A 17,530-nucleotide genomic window follows, 5' to 3' on the forward strand; every position below is an offset into this window, starting at 1 on the left:
GAGAACACTATGCAATGGGAAGTTGTGATCGGGCTGGAGATTCATACCCAGCTCGCCACCCAATCGAAGATTTTCTCCGGTAGCGCCACCACGTTCGGCGCAGAACCCAACACCCAGGCCAGCCTGGTCGACCTGGGCATGCCCGGCGTACTGCCAGTGCTGAACGAGGAAGCGGTGCGCATGGCGGTGATGTTCGGCCTGGCGATTGACGCCGAGATCGGCCAGCACAACGTGTTCGCGCGCAAGAACTACTTCTACCCGGACCTGCCCAAGGGCTACCAGATCAGCCAGATGGAATTGCCGATCGTCGGCAAGGGCTACCTGGATATCCCGCTGGAAGACGGCACCATCAAGCGTGTCGGCGTGACCCGTGCGCACCTGGAAGAAGATGCCGGCAAGAGCCTGCATGAAGAATTCAACGGCGCCACCGGTATCGACCTGAACCGCGCCGGTACGCCGCTGCTGGAGATCGTTTCCGAGCCGGACATGCGCAGCGCCAAGGAAGCCGTGGCCTACGTCAAGACCATCCACGCGCTGGTGCGCTACTTGGGCATCTGCGACGGCAACATGGCCGAAGGTTCGCTGCGTTGCGACTGCAACGTGTCGGTGCGGCCAAAAGGCCAGGCCGAGTACGGCACACGCTGCGAGATCAAGAACGTCAACTCGTTCCGCTTCATCGAGAAGGCGATCAACACCGAAGTGCGTCGCCAGATCGAGCTGATCGAAGACGGCGGCAAGGTGATCCAGCAAACGCGCCTGTACGACCCGAACAAAGACGAAACCCGTGCCATGCGCAGTAAAGAGGAAGCCAACGACTACCGTTACTTCCCCGACCCGGACCTGTTGCCGGTGATCATTGAGGACTCGTTCCTCAATGACGTGCGTGCCACCCTGCCGGAACTGCCGCCGCAAAAACGCGAGCGTTTCCAGGAACAGTTCGGCCTGTCGGTCTACGATGCCAGCGTATTGGCCTCCAGCCGTGAGCAAGCCAACTACTTCGAAAAAGTCGTGAGCATTGCCGGCGACGCCAAGCTGGCGGCCAACTGGGTGATGGTTGAGCTGGGCAGCCTGTTGAACAAACAGGGCCTGGAGATCGACGAAGCCCCGGTGACCGCCGAGCAGTTGGGCGGCATGCTGCTGCGCATCAAAGACAACACTATCTCCGGCAAAATCGCCAAGACCGTGTTTGAAGCGATGGCCGCAGGCGAAGGCAGCGCCGACGACATCATCGAGAAGCGTGGCCTCAAGCAAGTCACCGACAGCGGCGCTATTTCGGCCGTGCTCGATGAGATGCTGGCCGCCAATGCTGAGCAAGTTGAACAATACCGTGCGGCAGACGAAGCCAAGCGCGGCAAGATGTTCGGCTTCTTTGTCGGCCAGGCGATGAAAGCCTCCAAAGGCAAAGCCAACCCGCAACAGGTGAACGAACTGCTCAAAAGCAAGCTCGAAGGCTGACACTTGATCGTTCCCACGCTCCGCGTGGGAACGCCTCACTGGACGCTCCGCGTCCGCTTTTGTGACGCGGAGCGTCACGGGCTGCATTCCCACGCAGAGCGTGGGAACGATCAATTGGGGGTTTGTTGAACATGAAGCGTCTACTCGGCCTCCTGGCCCTGTTCTCTCTGCTGGCCGGTTGCGCCAGCGGCCTCATCGACCCCAACGGCTACGACGAAACCGGCACCGCCTCCTATTACGGCGCCAAGCACCATGGCAATAGAACCGCCAGCGGTGAACCCTTCAACCAGAACGCCCTGACCGCCGCCCATCGGCGCCTGCCCTTCGGCACGCGGGTCAAGGTGACCAATCTCGACAACAACAGATCCGTCGTGCTGCGCATCAATGATCGCGGCCCGCACACCCGTGGCCGTCTGATCGATGTTTCCCGCAAGGCGGCTGAGCAACTCGGTATGCTGGGCAGCGGCACCGCACGGGTTCGCGTGCAAGCGCTGAGCAACTGACAGGAGCCTTGGCCATTTCCGTACTCACCGCCCTCTCGCCCTTCAGCCTGCTCGAATTGGTCAGCGGCCTGCTGCTGCTGATTCTCGGCGCCGAAATCCTGGTGCGCGCCGCCGTGCGCCTGGCGGCCAGCCTCAAGGTGCGGCCGCTGATCATCGGCTTGAGCATCGTTGCCTTCGGCAGCAGCGCGCCGCAAATGACCGTCAGCCTGCAAGCCACCCTGGCCGGCAATACCGATATCGCCGTGGGCAGCGTGATCGGCAGCAGCATATTCAACATCCTCGTCACCCTGGGCCTGTCTGCGCTGATCATCCCGCTGCGGGTGTCGCGACAACTGGTGCGCCTGGACATCCCGGTGATGATTTGCGCCGCGCTGCTGGTGTTTACCCTGTCGGCCAATGAAACGTTGACGCCCGTTGACGGGCTGGTACTGCTCGCAGCGCTGGTGGCCTACCTGGGTGTGCTGCATTACCAGACCCGCCATTCCCGGCGCCCGCGCACGCTGGACACCGTGGCCAGAGCGCCGTGGTTGAGCAGCGTGTTGCTGATGCTCGGCGGGCTGCTGATTCTGGTGCTGGCCGGGCATTTGCTGCTGGGCGCGGCGGTGGACGTGGCGAGCGACCTGGGCCTGTCGGAGCGCATCGTCGGCCTGACCTTGATCGGCGTCGGCACTTCGTTGCCGTGCCTGGCCACTTCGCTGATTGCCGCCGTGCGCGGCGAGCGCGAGATTGCCGTGGGCAATGTGATCGGCAGCAGCCTGTTCAACCTGCTCGGTGTGCTGGGGTTTACCGCGTTGGTAGCGCCGTCACCGCTGTCGGTATCGCCCAACGCCCTCGATTTCGACTTGCCGGTAATGCTCGGCGTGGTGGCGCTGTGCCTGCCGGTGTTCTACACCGGTTACCGAGTCACCCGCGCCGAAGGCCTGGTCTTTCTGGGCCTGTACCTGGTGTACGCATTGCATGTGGTCTCGTTCACGTTCGGCATGCCCTTGGCTACCCGTCTTGAAAAACTGATGCTGTATTACGTCCTGCCGGCGCTGGTGGCGTTTCTGGTACTCAGCACGCTGCGAGCCTGGCGCCGCCAACACAAGAGGGAAGCGCAATGACCGATCAGAGAAAGCCCGGGGTTGAGATGCGTCGCCAGGTGATGGGCGACGTGTTCGTCGATCGCGCCCTGGGCAACGCCACCGAGTTCACCCAGCCACTGCAGGATTTTGTCAACGAACATGCCTGGGGCAGCGTGTGGAATCGCGAAGGCTTGCCCTTAAAGACCCGCAGCCTGATCACCCTCGCGGCCCTGACCGCACTCAAGTGCCCACAGGAACTCAAGGGCCACGTGCGCGGCGCACTGAACAATGGCTGCACGGTGGAAGAGATTCGCGAAGCGCTGCTGCATTGCGCGGTGTACGCGGGTGTGCCGGCGGCGATTGATGCGTTTCGGGCGGCGCAGGAAGTGATTGAGGCGTATCAGGCAGACCAGTAGTGACTGTTAGATAGCCATCGCAGGCAAGCCAGCTCCCACATTTGAACTGTGAATACATTCAAAATGTGGGAGCTGGCTTGCCTGCGATTGGCCCTCAAGCACACCACAAACCTTAGATCCACCCACCCGCCTGCAACACAAAAATCCCGATATTGGTGGTCACCGCCGCCATCAACGTGGTGATCACAATAATCGCCGCCGCCAACTCATGGTTGCCCTCAGCCGCCCTGGCCATGACAAAACTCGCCGCCGCCGTCGGCGCGCCGAAATACAGAAACAAAATCCCCAATTCCGGCCCACGAAAGCCCAGCAGCCACGCGCCCAACGTCGCGAATAGCGGCAGGCCGATCATCTTCACCAGGCTGGCACTCAAGGCCATGCTCCCGCTTTTGCGCAAGGCCGCCAATGACAAGGTGCCGCCGATGCAGATCAGCGCCAGCGGCAAGGTCATGTCCGCCAGATACTGCCCGGACGACTCCAGCCACCCCGGCAAGCCGATCTTGAAGATCGCGAACGGCGCGGCGACGATCACACTGATGATCAGCGGGTTGGCTATCACGCTTTTGAAAATGCTCCACGGGTCGGACTTGATCACCGGGCTGTACACCGCCAGCACAATGGTCGACAGCGTGTTGTAGAACAGGATCACCAGCGCCGCGAGAATCGCGCCAAGGGAGATGCCGTAGTCGCCGTACATGCTGGCCGCCAGCGCCAGGCCGATCACGCCGTTATTGCCGCGAAACGCGCCCTGGGCATAAATGCCACGGTCTTCACGCGGGCAGCGAAAGATCGCCCAGCCCCAGGCCAGGGCAAAGCTCAGCAGCGTGGCAACGGCAAAGTAGATCAACAAACCGGGTTTGAGCGCCGAATGCAGGTCGGCGTGGAGGATGCCGAGAAACAGCAGCGCCGGCATGGTGACGTTGAACACCAGCGACGATGCAACGTGGATGAAGTTGTCGTTGATCCAGTTGATGCGCTTGAGCAGCACCCCCAAAAACAGCATGGCAAACACCGGCGCGGTGATGGTCAGGGTGGTGAGGAAGATAGCCAGCATGCCGGGGAGAACCTTGGTGGGTGTCGTCAGGTGGCTAATGATAAGCCATGCAGCCCGGTTCGTCTGGGCAACCCCGAGCAAATGTGGGAGCTGGCTTGCCTGCGATGGCGCAGTGTCAGTCGATGCATTCGTTACTGATACACCGCCATCGCAGGCAAGCCAGCTCCCACAGAGTCCGTGCTGGTCTCAGGTGATGGGCGCGGGGTTGAACAGGGTGATGTCGTTATGCAGTTTATGCCGCTGCGCCCACGTCTGTTTCTTGCCGCTGGCCACATCCAGGTAGAAGTGGAACAGCTCCCAGCCCAGCTCCTCGATGGTCGCACGCCCGGTGGCGATACGCCCGGCGTCGATATCGATCAAGTCCGGCCAGCGCTGCGCCAGTTCCGTGCGCGTTGAGACCTTCACCACCGGTGCCATCGCCAGCCCGTAAGGCGTGCCACGCCCGGTGGTGAACACATGCAGGTTCATCCCGGCCGCCAGTTGCAAGGTGCCACAGACAAAGTCGCTGGCCGGCGTGGCGCAAAAGATCAGGCCCTTGCCCTTGAACCGCTCACCCGGGCCAAGCACGCCATTGATCGCGCTGCTGCCGGATTTGACGATGGAGCCCAGGGACTTCTCGACAATGTTCGACAACCCGCCCTTCTTGTTACCCGGCGTGGTGTTGGCGCTGCGATCCGCCTCACCCTTGGCCAGGTAACGGTCGTACCAGTCCATTTCCCTGACAAGTTCCTGGGCAACTTCCTTGCTCTCGGCGCGCGACGTCAGCAGGTAGATGGCGTCGCGCACTTCGGTGACTTCGGAAAACATCACCGTCGCCCCGGCTCGCAACAGCAAATCCGAGGCATAGCCCAGCGCCGGGTTGGCGGTGATGCCGGAAAACGCATCACTACCGCCGCATTGCATGCCCAGGATCAGTTCGGACGCCGGCACGGTTTCCCGGCGACGCTGGTCGAGCTTCTTCAAGCGGGTTTCGGCCAGTGCCATGATCTGCTCGATCATTTCGGTAAACCCGTGGCTGGAGTCCTGCAAGCGGTACAGCCAAGGCTCACTGAGGTCGACAGAACTGTCGTTGTCGTGCATCACCTGCCCGGCCTGCAGCTTTTCGCAGCCCAGGCTGATCACCAGCGCTTCGCCGCCCAGGTTCGGGTTGCGTGCCAGGTTGCGCACGGTGCGGATCGGGATGTAGGCATCGGTCGCGGTGATGGCCACGCCACAGCCGTAGCTGTGGGTCAGCGCCACCACGTCGTCAACGTGCGGGTACTTGGGCAGCAACTCGTCCTTGATGCGCTTGACCGCATGGTCCAGCACACCAGTGACGCATTGCACCGTGGTGGTGATGCCGAGGATATTGCGCGTGCCCACGGTGCCGTCAGCGTTGCGGTAGCCCTCAAACGTGAAGCCTTCCAACGGCGCCTGGGTTGCTGGCACCTCGGTCGACAGCGGCAAGCTGTCCAGCGGCGGCGCAGTCGGCATGCGCAATTGGTCTTCCTGCACCCAACTGCCACGCGGAATCGGCGCCAGCGCATAGCCGATGGTCTGGCCGTAGCGAATAATCTCACCGCCTTCGGGGATATCTTCCAGGGTCACCTTGTGGCTCTGTGGAATGAAATCCACGGTGACCAGGCCGTCCGGAAACTCGGTGCCAGCCGGCACGCCCTGGTCGTTCACCACGATCACCACATTGTCGCGCGCGTGCAAACGAATCGAGCGCGGCGAGTCGGCATGTTCAATCAACTGCATTACATCGCCCCTCAGGAGTGCGCTTGGGTAAGGTTAGTCAGTTCCGGCCCTTTGCTTGGCGGCTCTTTGAGCACCACGCGCTTGATCGGGCCGACGATCACCAAGTAGCTGAACACCGCCAACAGCGCGTTGGCGCCGACGAACACCAACGCCCACTTGAACGAGCCGGTGGTGGCGATGATGTAACCAATGACGATCGGCGTGCTGATGGACGCCAGGTTGCCAAACATATTGAACAAGCCGCCACTGAGCCCGGCGATTTGTTTCGGCGAGGTGTCGGACACCACCGCCCAACCCAGTGCGCCAACGCCTTTACCGAAGAAGGCCAGGGCCATAAAGCCCACCACCATCCATTCGATATCCACGTAGTTGCACGCCACGATGCTGCACGACACCAGCAAGCCACCAATGATTGGCGCCTTGCGCGCGAAGGTCAGCGAATGCCCCCGGCGCAACAGGTAATCGGAAATCAAACCGCCCAACACGCCGCCGATAAACCCACAGATGGCCGGCAAGGATGCAATGAACCCCGCCTTGAGAATGGTCATGCCACGCTCCTGCACCAGGTACACCGGGAACCAGGTCAGGAAGAAATAGGTGATGCCATTGATGCAGTACTGGCCCAGGTACACGCCGAGCATCATGCGGTTGGTGAGCAGTTGGCGGATGTAATCCCACTTCGGCCCGTCGGTTTTCTGGCCTTTGGTTTTGTCCTGGTCCATGTCGACCATCGCACCGTTGGCCGCGATGTGGTTGAACTCGGCTTCGTTGATCATCGGATGCTGGCGCGGGCTGTGGATAAGTTTCAGCCAGATCAGCGAGAACAGGATGCCGATGCCGCCCATCACGATAAACACGTGCTGCCAGCCGAAGCTGTAGACGATCCAGCCCATCAGCGGTGCAAACAGTACCGTAGCGAAGTACTGCGCCGAGTTGAAAATCGCCGAAGCAGTGCCGCGTTCGGCCGTAGGAAACCACGCCGCCACAATACGGGCGTTTCCGGGAAACGAAGGCGCCTCAGCCAGGCCCACCAAAAAACGCAGCATAAACAGCGCAACAATCGCGGTGGAAACCCCGAACTCACCCACATAGCCTTGCAGCACGGTGAACAGCGACCAGGTGAAGATGCTCAGCGCGTAGATTTTTTTTGAACCGAACCGGTCCAGCAGCCAGCCACCGGGGATTTGCCCGGCCACGTAGGCCCAACCGAATGCAGAGAAGATATAACCGAGGGTGACCGCGTCGATGCCGAGGTCTTTTTGCAGGCTGGAGCCGGCGATGGCGATAGTGGCTCGGTCGGCGTAGTTGATCGTGGTCACCAGGAACAGCATGAGCAGGATCAAATAGCGGACGTGAGTCGGCTTGGTCGCTTGCATGAAGATGTACTCCCACTAATTATTTTTTTTGCGGGTAATGGTCTTGTTGTATGCGGGACCGGCTTTGTGTGGGAGCTGGCTTGCCTGCGATACAGGCACCGCGGTGTGTCAGGTACACCGCAGTGATGCTATCGCAGGCAAGCCAGCTCCCACACAAGCAGGGCTCGCAGGTGTTACGAACCGATGTAGCTGGTTTTCACCACTGTGTAGAACTCTTGCGCATAGCGACCTTGCTCACGCGAACCATAGGACGAACCCTTTCGGCCACCGAACGGCACGTGATAATCCACGCCAGCAGTCGGCAGGTTGACCATCACCATCCCGGCCTGGGAGTGGCGCTTGAAGTGGTTGGCGTACTTGAGCGAGGTGGTGGCGATGCCCGCCGACAGGCCGAACTCGGTGTCATTGGCCATGGCCAGCGCCGCCTCGTAATCCGCAACACGCACCACATTGGCCACCGGGCCGAAGATCTCCTCACGGCTGATACGCATGGCGGCTTCGCTGTCGGCAAACAGCGTCGGCGCCAGGTAGTAACCTTCGGTGTCACAGGTCACCAGGCCGCCACCGCTGACCAGCCGCGCGCCTTCGCTTTGGCCGATGTCGATGTACTTCATGTCCTGGTCCAACTGGGCCTGGGAGACCACCGGGCCAATGTCTGTGCCGCTTTTGAGCGCGTGGCCGACTTTGATCGACTTCATGCGCTCGGCCATGGCCGCGACGAACTGGTCGTGGATACCGGCGGTGACGATCAAGCGGCTGGAGGCGGTGCAACGCTGGCCGGTGGAGTAGAACGCGCTCTGTACCGACAGCTCGACGGCCTGTTTGAGGTCGGCGTCATCGAGGATGATCTGCGGGTTTTTACCGCCCATCTCCAACTGTACTTTGGCCTGGCGCGACACGCAGCTGACCGCGATCTGACGCCCGACGCCAACCGAACCGGTAAAACTGATGCCGTCGACTTTCGGGCTGTTGACCAACACATCGCCGACCACACGGCCGCTGCCCATCACCAGGTTGAACACACCGGCCGGGAAACCGGCGCGGGAGATGATTTCGGCCAAGGCCCAGGCGCAACCCGGCACCAGTTCAGCCGGTTTGATCACTACGCAGTTGCCGTAGGCCAGGGCCGGAGCGATTTTCCACGCAGGGATGGCAATCGGGAAGTTCCACGGCGTGATCAGGCCGACCACACCGAGGGCTTCGCGAGTGACTTCCACATTCACGCCTGGGCGCACCGATGGCACGTAATCGCCAGACAAGCGCAGGCATTCGCCCGCGAAGAATTTGAAGATGTTACCGGCGCGGGTCACTTCGCCGATGGCTTCGGGCAGGGTCTTGCCCTCTTCCCGAGCCAGCAAGGTGCCAAGTTCTTCGCGGCGGGCGAGAATTTCGCTGCCGACTTTATCCAGTGCATCGTGGCGTGCCTGGATGCCGGACGTCGACCAGGCCGGGAACGCGGCGCGGGCGGCATCGATGGCGGCGTTGACTTGGGCTACATCGGCCTTGGCGTATTCGCCAATGACATCGGACAACTCCGACGGATTGATGTTATTGCAGTAGTCGGCACCGGCCACCCACTCGCCATTGATGTAGTTTTCAAAACGTTTGGCTTGGGACACAAATCTTCTCCTGACGCAAAAGGCCGCTGATTACTCAGCGGCCTTGTTGATAAGTTACTGCGGACCTTGCTTGTCGATCAGCGCGGCCAGGGCTTCGTATTCTTCCGGCAGCAGGTCGGTCAGCGGCGTGCGCACCGGGCCTGCGTCGTAACCAGCAATTTTGGCGCCCGCCTTGACGATGCTCACCGCGTAACCGGCTTTACGGTTGCGGATATCGAGGTAAGGCAGGAAGAAGTTGTCGATGATTTTGGCAACAGTGGCGTGATCGTCCTGGGCAATCGCGTGGTAGAAGTCCATCGCGGTTTTCGGGATGAAGTTGAACACCGCCGAGGAGTACACCGGCACGCCCAGGGCCTTGTAGGCAGCGGCGTAAACCTCGGCAGTCGGCAGGCCGCCGAGGTAGCTGAAACGGTCGCCGAGACGGCGGCGGATCGACACCATCAGCTCGATATCACCCAGGCCATCTTTGTAGCCGATCAGGTTCGGGCAGCGCTCGGCCAGGCGTTCGAGCAAGGGTGCAGTCAGGCGGCAAACATTGCGGTTGTAGACCACTACGCCGATTTTGACCGACTTGCACACGGCCTCAACGTGGGCGGCGACGCCGTCCTGGCTGGCTTCGGTCAGGTAGTGCGGCAACAGCAGCAAGCCTTTGGCGCCAAGACGCTCGGCTTCCTGCGCATATTCGATGGCCTGACGGGTCGAACCGCCGACACCGGCGAGGATCGGCACGCTGGTGGCGCAGGTATCAACAGCGGTCTTCACCACTTGGGAATATTCGCTGGCGGCCAGGGAGAAAAACTCACCGGTGCCGCCGGCGGCGAACAAGGCGGTGGCGCCATAAGGGGCCAGCCATTCCAGACGCTTGATGTAGCCCGCCTGGTGGAAGTCACCCTGGGCATTGAAATCGGTTACCGGAAAAGACAGCAGACCGTGGGAGAGGATGGACTTCAGTTCTTGTGGATTCATTATTCGAACACCCTGGATGAAGACTTTCTGTCGAAAGGTTGTTGTTGGTTTTGATGATGTCGTACGTCATCGTACAACTATAAAATGATTCGTCAACTGCAATTCATCGGGCTTCATCCGCAGGCACGTGTTTAAACGCAGCTTCTTGACGTAGGAAATTATTCCTCTATGCTCTGAATGACTGTATGCATATACAGTTATTACGGAAGATTCCTACGACATAGCAAGGAGCTAACATGTCAGGTCTTGAACTCGCAGCACCCGAAAAAACACCGCCCACCCTACGTTTTGAAGGCGGTGAACACACTGCCATCGGCGATGACACGCTGCTGCGTTTCGTCAAGGACGCCCCGGCGATTCCTGCGCGGCAAGTCGAATTGCACCTGCCCAACGGTCTGGCGCTGACCTACGGCCAAGTGATTGCCCTGGGCGGTGACTTCTATGGCATTCCCGGCCAGGCCATCAGCGATGGCGCCTCCCCGGCCGACCGTGTGCAACGTTTTACCGCCGCTTTCAACTCACTGGCGGTGCTACCGGCCTCGCGTGAAGAAGCCGGGAAAATCCTCGCAGTCATGCAAAAGGAGATCAACGCGGTCAACCAGGCCATCCGCGACGGCAAACAACCCCATGAAGCCTATGACGCGCTGGGTGATACGTTGTCCGAAGAATGGAACCGCATTACCGGCGGCGGCAGTGCGGTTTCGGCGCTGATTCCACTGGGGCGTTACTTGAAGCTGGCAGCAGACAACGCCGACCACTTTGGCGAATGGGCGCTGTCGGCGTACCTGGCCGGCCATACGGCGGCACTGCAACAGGCGGTCATCGCGCACCAGACTGGCACCGACCAGGCGCTGGAACTGGCGTATGCAATGAACAGCTTTGCCGATCACTTTTTGACCGATCTGTTTTCTGCCGGCCACCTGCGCGTGCCGCGCAAGCAATTGGCGGCGGTGGTCACGCCAGGAGAGTTGGGCTCACTGATCAGCCGCTTCATGCACGACGAAGACAGCAAGTTCGGGCTCAAGGTACGCAATGCCAAGGGTGATCAATGGCACGCCTATGGGGACAAGCGCTACTTCGATGCGATCGACGCGGACAATCGGGCCATGGTTAAACGTGCAGTGCAGGCCTCGGCCGATGAGATCTTCGAGACCTTTATCAGCGGTGTCGCGCCCTCCCCGGCCAGCTTCAAGGCACCGCTGTATGTGCCGGACCTGAATGCTGCGCAGAACCCGGCGAACAACTTTTCGCCGCTGTTCAAGATGGAGGGTGACAAGGTGCTGCGCCGCAAGGACGTGAATGACCTGAACGACAAGCACTGGACCAATGATTGGTGGGGCTGGAGCACTTACCTGCTGCTCAAGGACTACAAGCCCAACCAGCCGGCCTGACACTGATCGTACCAACCGACCTGCCACTGATCATTCCCACGCTCTGCGTGGGAATACATCCTGTGACGCTCTGCGTCACCTTGCACGGGGCTTGAGATACTCGCGCACATCGGGACGCGGAGCGCCCAGGGCGGCATTCCTACGCAGAGCGTGGGAACGATCAACTCCAGGCCAAGGAGATCAAAATGTGGGAGCTGGCTTGCCTGCGATAGCGGTGCGTGCACACAGTATCAGTTGCCTGACACTCAGCCATCGCAGGCAAGCCAGCTCCCACACTAGAGCGTGTTTGGCGGTTAACCGCGCTGCGCCTCTGCCTCTTCATGGGCATGGCGCAGCCGCTCACGGCTGTTGGTCAAATGCAGGCGCATGGCCGCGCGAGCCGCGTCCGAATCCTGGCGGGCACGCGGAATGATCGTTCCCACGCTCTGCGTGGGAATACATCCTGTGACGCTCTGCGTCACCTTGCACGGGGCTTGAGATACTCGCGCACATCGGGACGCGGAGCGTCCAGGGCGGCATTCCCACGCAGAGCGTGGGAACGATCAACTCCAGGCCAAGGAGATCAAAATGTGGGAGCTGGCTTGCCTGCGATAGCGGTGCGTGCACACAGTATCAGTTGCCTGACACTCAGCCATCGCAGGCAAGCCAGCTCCCACACTAGAACGGGTTTGGCGGTTAACCGCGCTGTGCTTGCGCCTCTTCATGGGCATGGCGCAGCCGCTCACGGCTGTTGGTCAAATGCAGGCGCATGGCCGCGCGGGCCGCGTCCGAATTCAGGCGGGTACGCGGAATGATTGTTCCCACGCTCTGCGTGGGAATACATCCTGTAACGCTCTGCGTCACCTTGCACGGGGCTTGAGATACTCGCGCACATAGGGACGCGGAGCGTCCAGGGCGGCATTCCTACGCAGAGCGTGGGAACGATCAACTCCAGGCCAAGGAGATCAAAATGTGGGAGCTGGCTTGCCTGCGATAGCGGTGCGTGCACACAGTATCAGTTGCCTGACACTCAGCCATCGCAGGCAAGCCAGCTCCCACACTAGGGCGTGTTTGGCGGTTAACCGCGCTGTGCTTGCGCCTCTTCATGGGCATGGCGCAGCCGCTCACGGCTGTTGGTCAAATGCAGGCGCATGGCCGCGCGGGCCGCATCCGAATCCTGGCGGGCAATCGCCTCATAAATCTCTTCGTGTTCACGGCTCAGGCGGCCCATGTAGTGCTGCTGGTCATCATGGGCCAGACGCGCCGAATTCAGGCGGGTACGCGGAATGATGCTGGTACCCAGGTGGGTCATGATGTCGGTGAAGTAGCGGTTGCCGGTGGACAGCGCAATTTCCAGATGGAACGCAAAGTCTGACGCCACCGCATCCCCTGCGTGGGCCGCGCTTTCATTCAACGCATCAAGGGCCGCGCGCATGGCTGCCAGCTGTTCGTCACTGCGGCGCAACGCGGCAAGGCCAGCCGATTCCACTTCCAGGCTGATACGCAACTCAAGAATCGCCAGCACATCCCGCAGTGTCACCACCGTGGCCGGGTCGATCCGGAAACCGCTCGGGCTTGGCGTGTCCAACACAAAGGTGCCGATACCGTGGCGGGTTTCCACCTGCCCCGCCGCCTGCAAACGTGAGATAGCCTCACGCACCACCGTGCGGCTGACCCCATGGGCTTCCATGATGGCCGACTCGGTGGGCAACTTGTCGCCACGCTTGAGCTGGCCGTCGCGGATCTGCTCGGACAACACCGTGACCAATTCCTGGGCAAGGCTGCGGCGCTTGCGGGGAAGACGAGGGGCGATGTTGGCGTTTTCCATGACGAATGATCTTTCTCGGCGAACTTGAGTCCGCATCATAGCCCATGGCGGTTGTACGATCACCGTTCTGTCACGACTTTCATCCATATCCTTTGCGCAAAAAAATGCCCCGGCACAGGCCGAGGCATTTTTAGACTTCACCCAAGGGTGAACGCCGCTTACTTCACCACTTTCAGGCTTGGCCGACCGCTTGGACGCGGCGGCTCGGAGTCTGGTGGCGGTACATCATCACCGTCCTCGCCTTCGATCGTTTCGTCGTCCTCGAAAGGCGATTCCAGATCAAACACCATGCCCTGGCCATTTTCCCGGGCATAGATCCCGAGGATGGCACCAATCGGCACGAACAGCGTATGCGGCACGCCGCCAAAACGCCCTTCGAAGCTGACGGCTTCATTGTCCATGTGCAAGTGACGCACTGCACTCGGTGATACGTTCAGCACGATCTGCCCGTCACTGGCAAAACCCTGCGGCACGTCAACCTTGGGAAATTCAGAGTTGACCAGCATGTGCGGGGTGCAATCGTTGTCCACAATCCACTCATAGAGCGCGCGGACCAAATAGGGTCGACTGGAGTTCATCAGCGGCTCCTTAAGCCTTAGCGCATGTCGCGTTCGACACCAGACAGACTCGCCTGGAAAGCCTCACGCGCAAACTGGCGCTCCATGTAATCAAGCAACGGCTTGGCCGGCCGTGGCAGTTCAATGCCCAGGATCGGCAAGCGCCAGAGTATGGGTAATAGGCAGCAATCCACCAAGCTTTGTTCCTCACTGAGGAAAAAAGGCTTGTCGGCGAACAGCGGCGAAACGCCGGTCAGGCTCTCGCGCAATTCCTTGCGCGCTTGCACACGAACGGCTTCTTTACTGCGCGTATCCAGGATCACATCCACCAGCCCGCACCAGTCACGCTGGATCCGATGGATCAGCAGGCGGCTGTTGGCACGCGCCACCGGATACACCGGCAGCAAAGGCGGATGCGGGTAACGCTCATCCAGGTATTCCATCACCACGGTTGACTCCCACAACGCCAGGTCACGATCGACCAGGGTGGGCAAGCTGCCGTAAGGGTTCACTTCGATCAGTTTCGGCGGATGACGACCTGCCTCCACACTGATGATCTCGGCGCTGACACCCTTCTCTGCGAGCACGATGCGTACTCGGTGGGAATAGTGGTCGGCGGGGTCGGAGTAACAGGCCAACCGATTGGTCACGCCCATGGCGGTCCTCCTCGCTTGTTGAAATTATGGAAAGCTCAAAAACGAGCGCGCCCAGAGAGCATCCCTGTAGTGCCTGGTTCAACCAGACCGCTACGTATTCAGAGATGCCGCTGGGCGCGCAAGATTAACAGCAATTGCTTACGGTTGGATCAATGCACATCCTTCCAGTATTCGCGTTTAAGCAGATAAGCGAATACGAAGAAGAAGGCCAGGTACAGCAACACATACGTACCGATGCGCTGATGCTGCAATTTGACCGGGTTGGCCGAGTAGGCCAGGAAGGTCACCAGATTCTTGACCTTCTCGTCGAACTGCTCTTCGTTCAGCGTACCGGTCTTGGGCACGATGGTCAGTTGATCGCACGCTTCGTGTGTCAAAGGCGTGCCGGTCAACGGATCATATTGCTTCTTGCCGTCTTCAACGACCTGAACCTGCTTGCATCCTACCACTTGGCGACCCTGCAGGCCGACCAGAACGTTAGGCATACCGACGTTCGGGAAGACTTTGTTGTTCACGCCGTAAGGGCGCGCCGGGTCTTCGTAGAAGGATTTGAGGTAGCCATAGAGCCAATCGGTGCCGCGCACGCGCGCCACCAGGGTCAGGTCGGGCGGCGCAGCGCCGAACCAGGCCTTGGCATCCGCAGGCTGCATGCCGATGTTCATGTGGTCGCCGATCTTGGCGCCGGTGAACACGGCGTGGCTGAGCATCACGTCATGGGGAATGCCCAGGTCATCGGCGACACGCTCGTAACGCTGGAACTTGGCGCTGTGGCAGCCCATGCAGTAGTTGGTGAACGTACGCAGGCCATCTTGCATGGCGGCCTTGTCGGACACGTCGATATCGACTTTTTCCAGCTCCGCGCCGTGCTCGGCAGCGAAGGACAGTAGCGGCAGCGCCGCAAGGATCAAAGCAACGAATAACTTTTTCATCAGCCAGTCACCCTTTCCGGAACCGGTTTGGTCTTCTCGAGCCGGGTGTAGAACGGCATCAGAATGAAGTAGGCGAAGTACAGGAAGGTGCAGACCTGCGACAGCAGCGTGCGCTCAGGGGTCGGCGCCAATACGCCCAACACACCCAGGATCACGAATGCAATGCAGAACACCCACAGCCAGATCTTGCTCAGCCAGCCTTTGTAGCGCATCGACTTGACCGGGCTGCGGTCGAGCCATGGCAGTACGAACAGCAGCGCAATCGACGCGCCCATGGCCATTACGCCCATGAGCTTGTCGGGGATCGCCCGCAAGATCGCGTAGAACGGCGTGAAGTACCAGACCGGTGCAATGTGCTCAGGCGTCTTGAAGGCGTTGGCCTGTTCGAAGTTAGGCTTCTCCAAGAAATAACCACCCATCTCCGGGAAAAAGAACACGATCGAGCAGAAGATGAACAGGAAGACCACCACACCGACAATGTCTTTGACGGTGTAATACGGATGGAACGGAATGCCATCCAGCGGAATGCCGTTTTCATCTTTATGCTTTTTGATGTCCACACCATCGGGGTTGTTCGAACCCACTTCGTGCAGCGCCAGGATGTGCAGCACCACCAGGCCCAGAATCACGATAGGCAATGCAACGACATGCAACGCAAAGAAGCGGTTCAAGGTGATGCCGGAGATCAGGTAGTCACCGCGAATCCACTGGGTCAGGTCGTTGCCGATCACCGGGATCGCACCAAACAGCGAGATGATCACCTGGGCGCCCCAGTACGACATCTGGCCCCACGGCAGCAGGTAACCCATGAAGGCCTCGGCCATCAGCGCCAGGTAGATCAGCATGCCGAAGACCCACACCAGTTCGCGTGGCTTCTGGTACGAGCCGTAGAGCAGGCCGCGGAACATGTGCATATACACGACGATGAAGAACGCCGATGCGCCGGTGGAGTGCAGCAGGCGCAGGATCGAGCCGTACTCGACGTCACGCATGATGTACTCGACGGAGGCGAACGCCTCTTCCGCCGACGGCGTGTAGCTCATCGTCAGCCACACACCGGTGACGATCTGGTTGACCAGCACCAGCAAGGCCAGCGAGCCGAAGAAGTAGAAGAAGTTGAAGTTTTTTGGCGCGTAATATTTGCTGAGATGGTCTTCCCACATTTTAGTGGCGGGGAAGCGCGCATCCACCCAATCCATGAACTTGCTCATCAGGCTTTCTCCCCCTCGTCGACGCCAATGACAATGACACTGTCAGTCTCGTAGTGATGTGGCGGCACTGGCAGGTTCAGTGGTGCGGGTTGTGACTTGTAGACGCGACCGGCGAGGTCGTAATGGGAGCCGTGGCAAGGGCAGAAGTAGCCACCGACCCAATCCTTGCCAAGGTCGGCAGGAGCAACTTCCGGGCGGAAGGTAGGCGAGCAACCCAAGTGGGTGCAGATACCGATCAGCAGCAGGATCTCTGGCTTGATCGAACGAATTTCCTTATCGACGTAGGTGGGCTGGTCGGAGTTCTTCGAGTCGGGGTCAGACAGTTGACCTTCGATTTTCTTCAGATTCCCCAGGATCTCCTCAGTACGACGAACGATGAAGACCGGCTGACCGCGCCACTCAGCAATCATCTGCTGGCCTGGGTCGATCTTGCTGACATTCACCTTCACCGGTGCACCTGCGGCTTTCGCCTTGGCACTGGGAAACCATGACCCCACGAACGGGACCGCAGCCCCCACCGCTCCTGCAGCACCCACCACGGATGTGGCTGCTACCAAGAAGCGACGCCGGCCTGCATTCACGCCGTCATTGCTCATTCAGTCCTCTCCCATCAGCTTTTTGGCCTGTTAAATCAGGCGTCTACTAAGTGTTGAATCTTTACTTATAAAAATTTTGTCGGATGGTAATGAAAAGCCCCACGTATGACAAGGGAATTGCCCTGGGCTCAGCCTCCAGGCCTTGTAGTATAGGGCGTCTACGGATGTGGCAAGTTGTCACGGCGAAATT

The 17,530-nt window shown here is 60.1% G+C and carries 16 protein-coding genes and 2 pseudogenes; 5 read left to right on the top strand and 13 right to left on the bottom strand.

The window, feature by feature from the left end; translation table 11 throughout:
- Nucleotides 1–9: 9 nt before the first annotated feature.
- The 4 genes from gatB to AB4P96_RS27355 all read left to right on the top strand — a co-directional run bounded on the left by gatB (nt 10) and on the right by AB4P96_RS27355 (nt 3,438).
- Nucleotides 10–1,455 carry an Asp-tRNA(Asn)/Glu-tRNA(Gln) amidotransferase subunit GatB gene (gatB, locus tag AB4P96_RS27340; protein ID WP_017138253.1) on the top strand — a complete coding sequence of 482 codons (1,446 nt, stop codon included), beginning with the start codon at nt 10–12 and terminating at the stop codon, nt 1,453–1,455.
- A 131-nt stretch (nt 1,456–1,586) separates the two neighbouring features.
- Nucleotides 1,587–1,958 carry a septal ring lytic transglycosylase RlpA family protein gene (locus AB4P96_RS27345; RefSeq protein ID WP_026013786.1) on the top strand — a complete coding sequence of 124 codons (372 nt, stop codon included), beginning with the start codon at nt 1,587–1,589 and terminating at the stop codon, nt 1,956–1,958.
- 56 nt (nt 1,959–2,014) lie between these two features.
- On the top strand, nt 2,015–3,061 hold the full coding sequence (locus AB4P96_RS27350; protein WP_032865800.1) for a calcium/sodium antiporter: 1,047 nt from the start codon (nt 2,015–2,017) through the stop codon (nt 3,059–3,061).
- Nucleotides 3,058–3,438, top strand: coding sequence for a carboxymuconolactone decarboxylase family protein (locus AB4P96_RS27355; protein WP_017138256.1), 381 nt, complete (start codon nt 3,058–3,060; stop codon nt 3,436–3,438). The genes AB4P96_RS27350 and AB4P96_RS27355 overlap by 4 nt, the downstream gene beginning before the upstream one ends.
- 112 nt (nt 3,439–3,550) lie before the next feature.
- Here the strand turns inward: AB4P96_RS27355 and AB4P96_RS27360 are convergent, their stop codons facing one another.
- The 5 genes from AB4P96_RS27360 to kdgD all read right to left on the bottom strand — a co-directional run bounded on the left by AB4P96_RS27360 (nt 3,551) and on the right by kdgD (nt 10,193).
- Nucleotides 3,551–4,492: an AEC family transporter gene (locus AB4P96_RS27360; protein ID WP_017138257.1), complete on the bottom strand. Its 942-nt coding sequence runs from the start codon at nt 4,490–4,492 to the stop codon at nt 3,551–3,553.
- A 186-nt stretch (nt 4,493–4,678) separates the two neighbouring features.
- Complete coding sequence (gene garD / locus AB4P96_RS27365; RefSeq protein WP_017138258.1) at nt 4,679–6,232, bottom strand: galactarate dehydratase; 1,554 nt, start codon at nt 6,230–6,232, stop codon at nt 4,679–4,681.
- 11 nt (nt 6,233–6,243) lie between these two features.
- The gene (locus AB4P96_RS27370) at nt 6,244–7,608 is read right to left on the bottom strand and encodes an MFS transporter (RefSeq protein WP_017138259.1); all 1,365 of its coding nucleotides are present in this window, start codon (nt 7,606–7,608) and stop codon (nt 6,244–6,246) included.
- A gap of 173 nt (nt 7,609–7,781) precedes the next feature.
- The gene (locus tag AB4P96_RS27375) at nt 7,782–9,227 is read right to left on the bottom strand and encodes an aldehyde dehydrogenase family protein (protein ID WP_017138260.1); all 1,446 of its coding nucleotides are present in this window, start codon (nt 9,225–9,227) and stop codon (nt 7,782–7,784) included.
- 54 nt (nt 9,228–9,281) lie between these two features.
- Nucleotides 9,282–10,193, bottom strand: coding sequence for a 5-dehydro-4-deoxyglucarate dehydratase (kdgD, locus tag AB4P96_RS27380; protein WP_017138261.1), 912 nt, complete (start codon nt 10,191–10,193; stop codon nt 9,282–9,284).
- 236 nt (nt 10,194–10,429) lie between these two features.
- Between kdgD and AB4P96_RS27385 the strand changes: the two genes are divergently transcribed.
- On the top strand, nt 10,430–11,584 hold the full coding sequence (locus AB4P96_RS27385) for a hypothetical protein (RefSeq protein ID WP_017138262.1): 1,155 nt from the start codon (nt 10,430–10,432) through the stop codon (nt 11,582–11,584).
- Nucleotides 11,585–11,877: 293 nt separating this feature from the next.
- Here AB4P96_RS27385 and AB4P96_RS27390 read toward each other — a convergent pair.
- From AB4P96_RS27390 to petA, 8 genes and pseudogenes are all read right to left on the bottom strand, one after another.
- Nucleotides 11,878–11,985: pseudogene (locus AB4P96_RS27390) on the bottom strand (GntR family transcriptional regulator); the annotation flags it as partial.
- Between the two features lie 274 nt (nt 11,986–12,259).
- Nucleotides 12,260–12,364 (bottom strand): annotated as a pseudogene (locus AB4P96_RS27395) (GntR family transcriptional regulator); the annotation flags it as partial.
- 277 nt (nt 12,365–12,641) lie between these two features.
- Nucleotides 12,642–13,391, bottom strand: coding sequence for a FadR/GntR family transcriptional regulator (locus AB4P96_RS27400; RefSeq protein WP_170036261.1), 750 nt, complete (start codon nt 13,389–13,391; stop codon nt 12,642–12,644).
- A 158-nt stretch (nt 13,392–13,549) separates the two neighbouring features.
- On the bottom strand, nt 13,550–13,969 hold the full coding sequence (locus AB4P96_RS27405) for a ClpXP protease specificity-enhancing factor (protein WP_017138265.1): 420 nt from the start codon (nt 13,967–13,969) through the stop codon (nt 13,550–13,552).
- A gap of 17 nt (nt 13,970–13,986) precedes the next feature.
- A complete protein-coding gene (locus tag AB4P96_RS27410) occupies nt 13,987–14,604 on the bottom strand; it encodes a glutathione S-transferase N-terminal domain-containing protein (RefSeq protein ID WP_017138266.1) in 618 nt (205 codons plus the stop codon).
- Between the two features lie 149 nt (nt 14,605–14,753).
- Nucleotides 14,754–15,533, bottom strand: coding sequence for a cytochrome c1 (locus tag AB4P96_RS27415; protein WP_017138267.1), 780 nt, complete (start codon nt 15,531–15,533; stop codon nt 14,754–14,756).
- Nucleotides 15,533–16,744, bottom strand: coding sequence for a cytochrome bc complex cytochrome b subunit (locus tag AB4P96_RS27420; RefSeq protein ID WP_017138268.1), 1,212 nt, complete (start codon nt 16,742–16,744; stop codon nt 15,533–15,535). Before AB4P96_RS27420 ends, AB4P96_RS27415 begins: the two co-directional genes overlap by 1 nt.
- On the bottom strand, nt 16,744–17,340 hold the full coding sequence (petA, locus tag AB4P96_RS27425; RefSeq protein WP_395600312.1) for a ubiquinol-cytochrome c reductase iron-sulfur subunit: 597 nt from the start codon (nt 17,338–17,340) through the stop codon (nt 16,744–16,746). Before petA ends, AB4P96_RS27420 begins: the two co-directional genes overlap by 1 nt.
- Nucleotides 17,341–17,530: the final 190 nt, after the last annotated feature.

This window comes from Pseudomonas sp. B19125 (genome assembly GCF_044218855.1).
Classification (GTDB): Bacteria; Pseudomonadota; Gammaproteobacteria; order Pseudomonadales; family Pseudomonadaceae; genus Aquipseudomonas; species Aquipseudomonas edaphica.

Excerpts from the sequence above, each read along its gene's own strand:
- gatB (WP_017138253.1), top strand. The coding sequence starts at position 10 with ATGCAATGGGAAGTTGTGATCGGGCTGGAGATTCATACCCAGCTCGCC.
- AB4P96_RS27345 (WP_026013786.1), top strand. The coding sequence starts at position 1,587 with ATGAAGCGTCTACTCGGCCTCCTGGCCCTGTTCTCTCTGCTGGCCGGT.
- AB4P96_RS27355 (WP_017138256.1), top strand. The coding sequence starts at position 3,058 with ATGACCGATCAGAGAAAGCCCGGGGTTGAGATGCGTCGCCAGGTGATG.
- AB4P96_RS27360 (WP_017138257.1), bottom strand. The coding sequence starts at position 4,492 with ATGCTGGCTATCTTCCTCACCACCCTGACCATCACCGCGCCGGTGTTT.
- garD (WP_017138258.1), bottom strand. The coding sequence starts at position 6,232 with ATGCAGTTGATTGAACATGCCGACTCGCCGCGCTCGATTCGTTTGCAC.
- AB4P96_RS27370 (WP_017138259.1), bottom strand. The coding sequence starts at position 7,608 with ATGCAAGCGACCAAGCCGACTCACGTCCGCTATTTGATCCTGCTCATG.
- kdgD (WP_017138261.1), bottom strand. The coding sequence starts at position 10,193 with ATGAATCCACAAGAACTGAAGTCCATCCTCTCCCACGGTCTGCTGTCT.
- AB4P96_RS27385 (WP_017138262.1), top strand. The coding sequence starts at position 10,430 with ATGTCAGGTCTTGAACTCGCAGCACCCGAAAAAACACCGCCCACCCTA.
- AB4P96_RS27400 (WP_170036261.1), bottom strand. The coding sequence starts at position 13,391 with ATGGAAAACGCCAACATCGCCCCTCGTCTTCCCCGCAAGCGCCGCAGC.
- AB4P96_RS27405 (WP_017138265.1), bottom strand. The coding sequence starts at position 13,969 with ATGAACTCCAGTCGACCCTATTTGGTCCGCGCGCTCTATGAGTGGATT.
- AB4P96_RS27410 (WP_017138266.1), bottom strand. The coding sequence starts at position 14,604 with ATGGGCGTGACCAATCGGTTGGCCTGTTACTCCGACCCCGCCGACCAC.
- AB4P96_RS27415 (WP_017138267.1), bottom strand. The coding sequence starts at position 15,533 with ATGAAAAAGTTATTCGTTGCTTTGATCCTTGCGGCGCTGCCGCTACTG.
- AB4P96_RS27420 (WP_017138268.1), bottom strand. The coding sequence starts at position 16,744 with ATGAGCAAGTTCATGGATTGGGTGGATGCGCGCTTCCCCGCCACTAAA.
- petA (WP_395600312.1), bottom strand. The coding sequence starts at position 17,340 with ATGAGCAATGACGGCGTGAATGCAGGCCGGCGTCGCTTCTTGGTAGCA.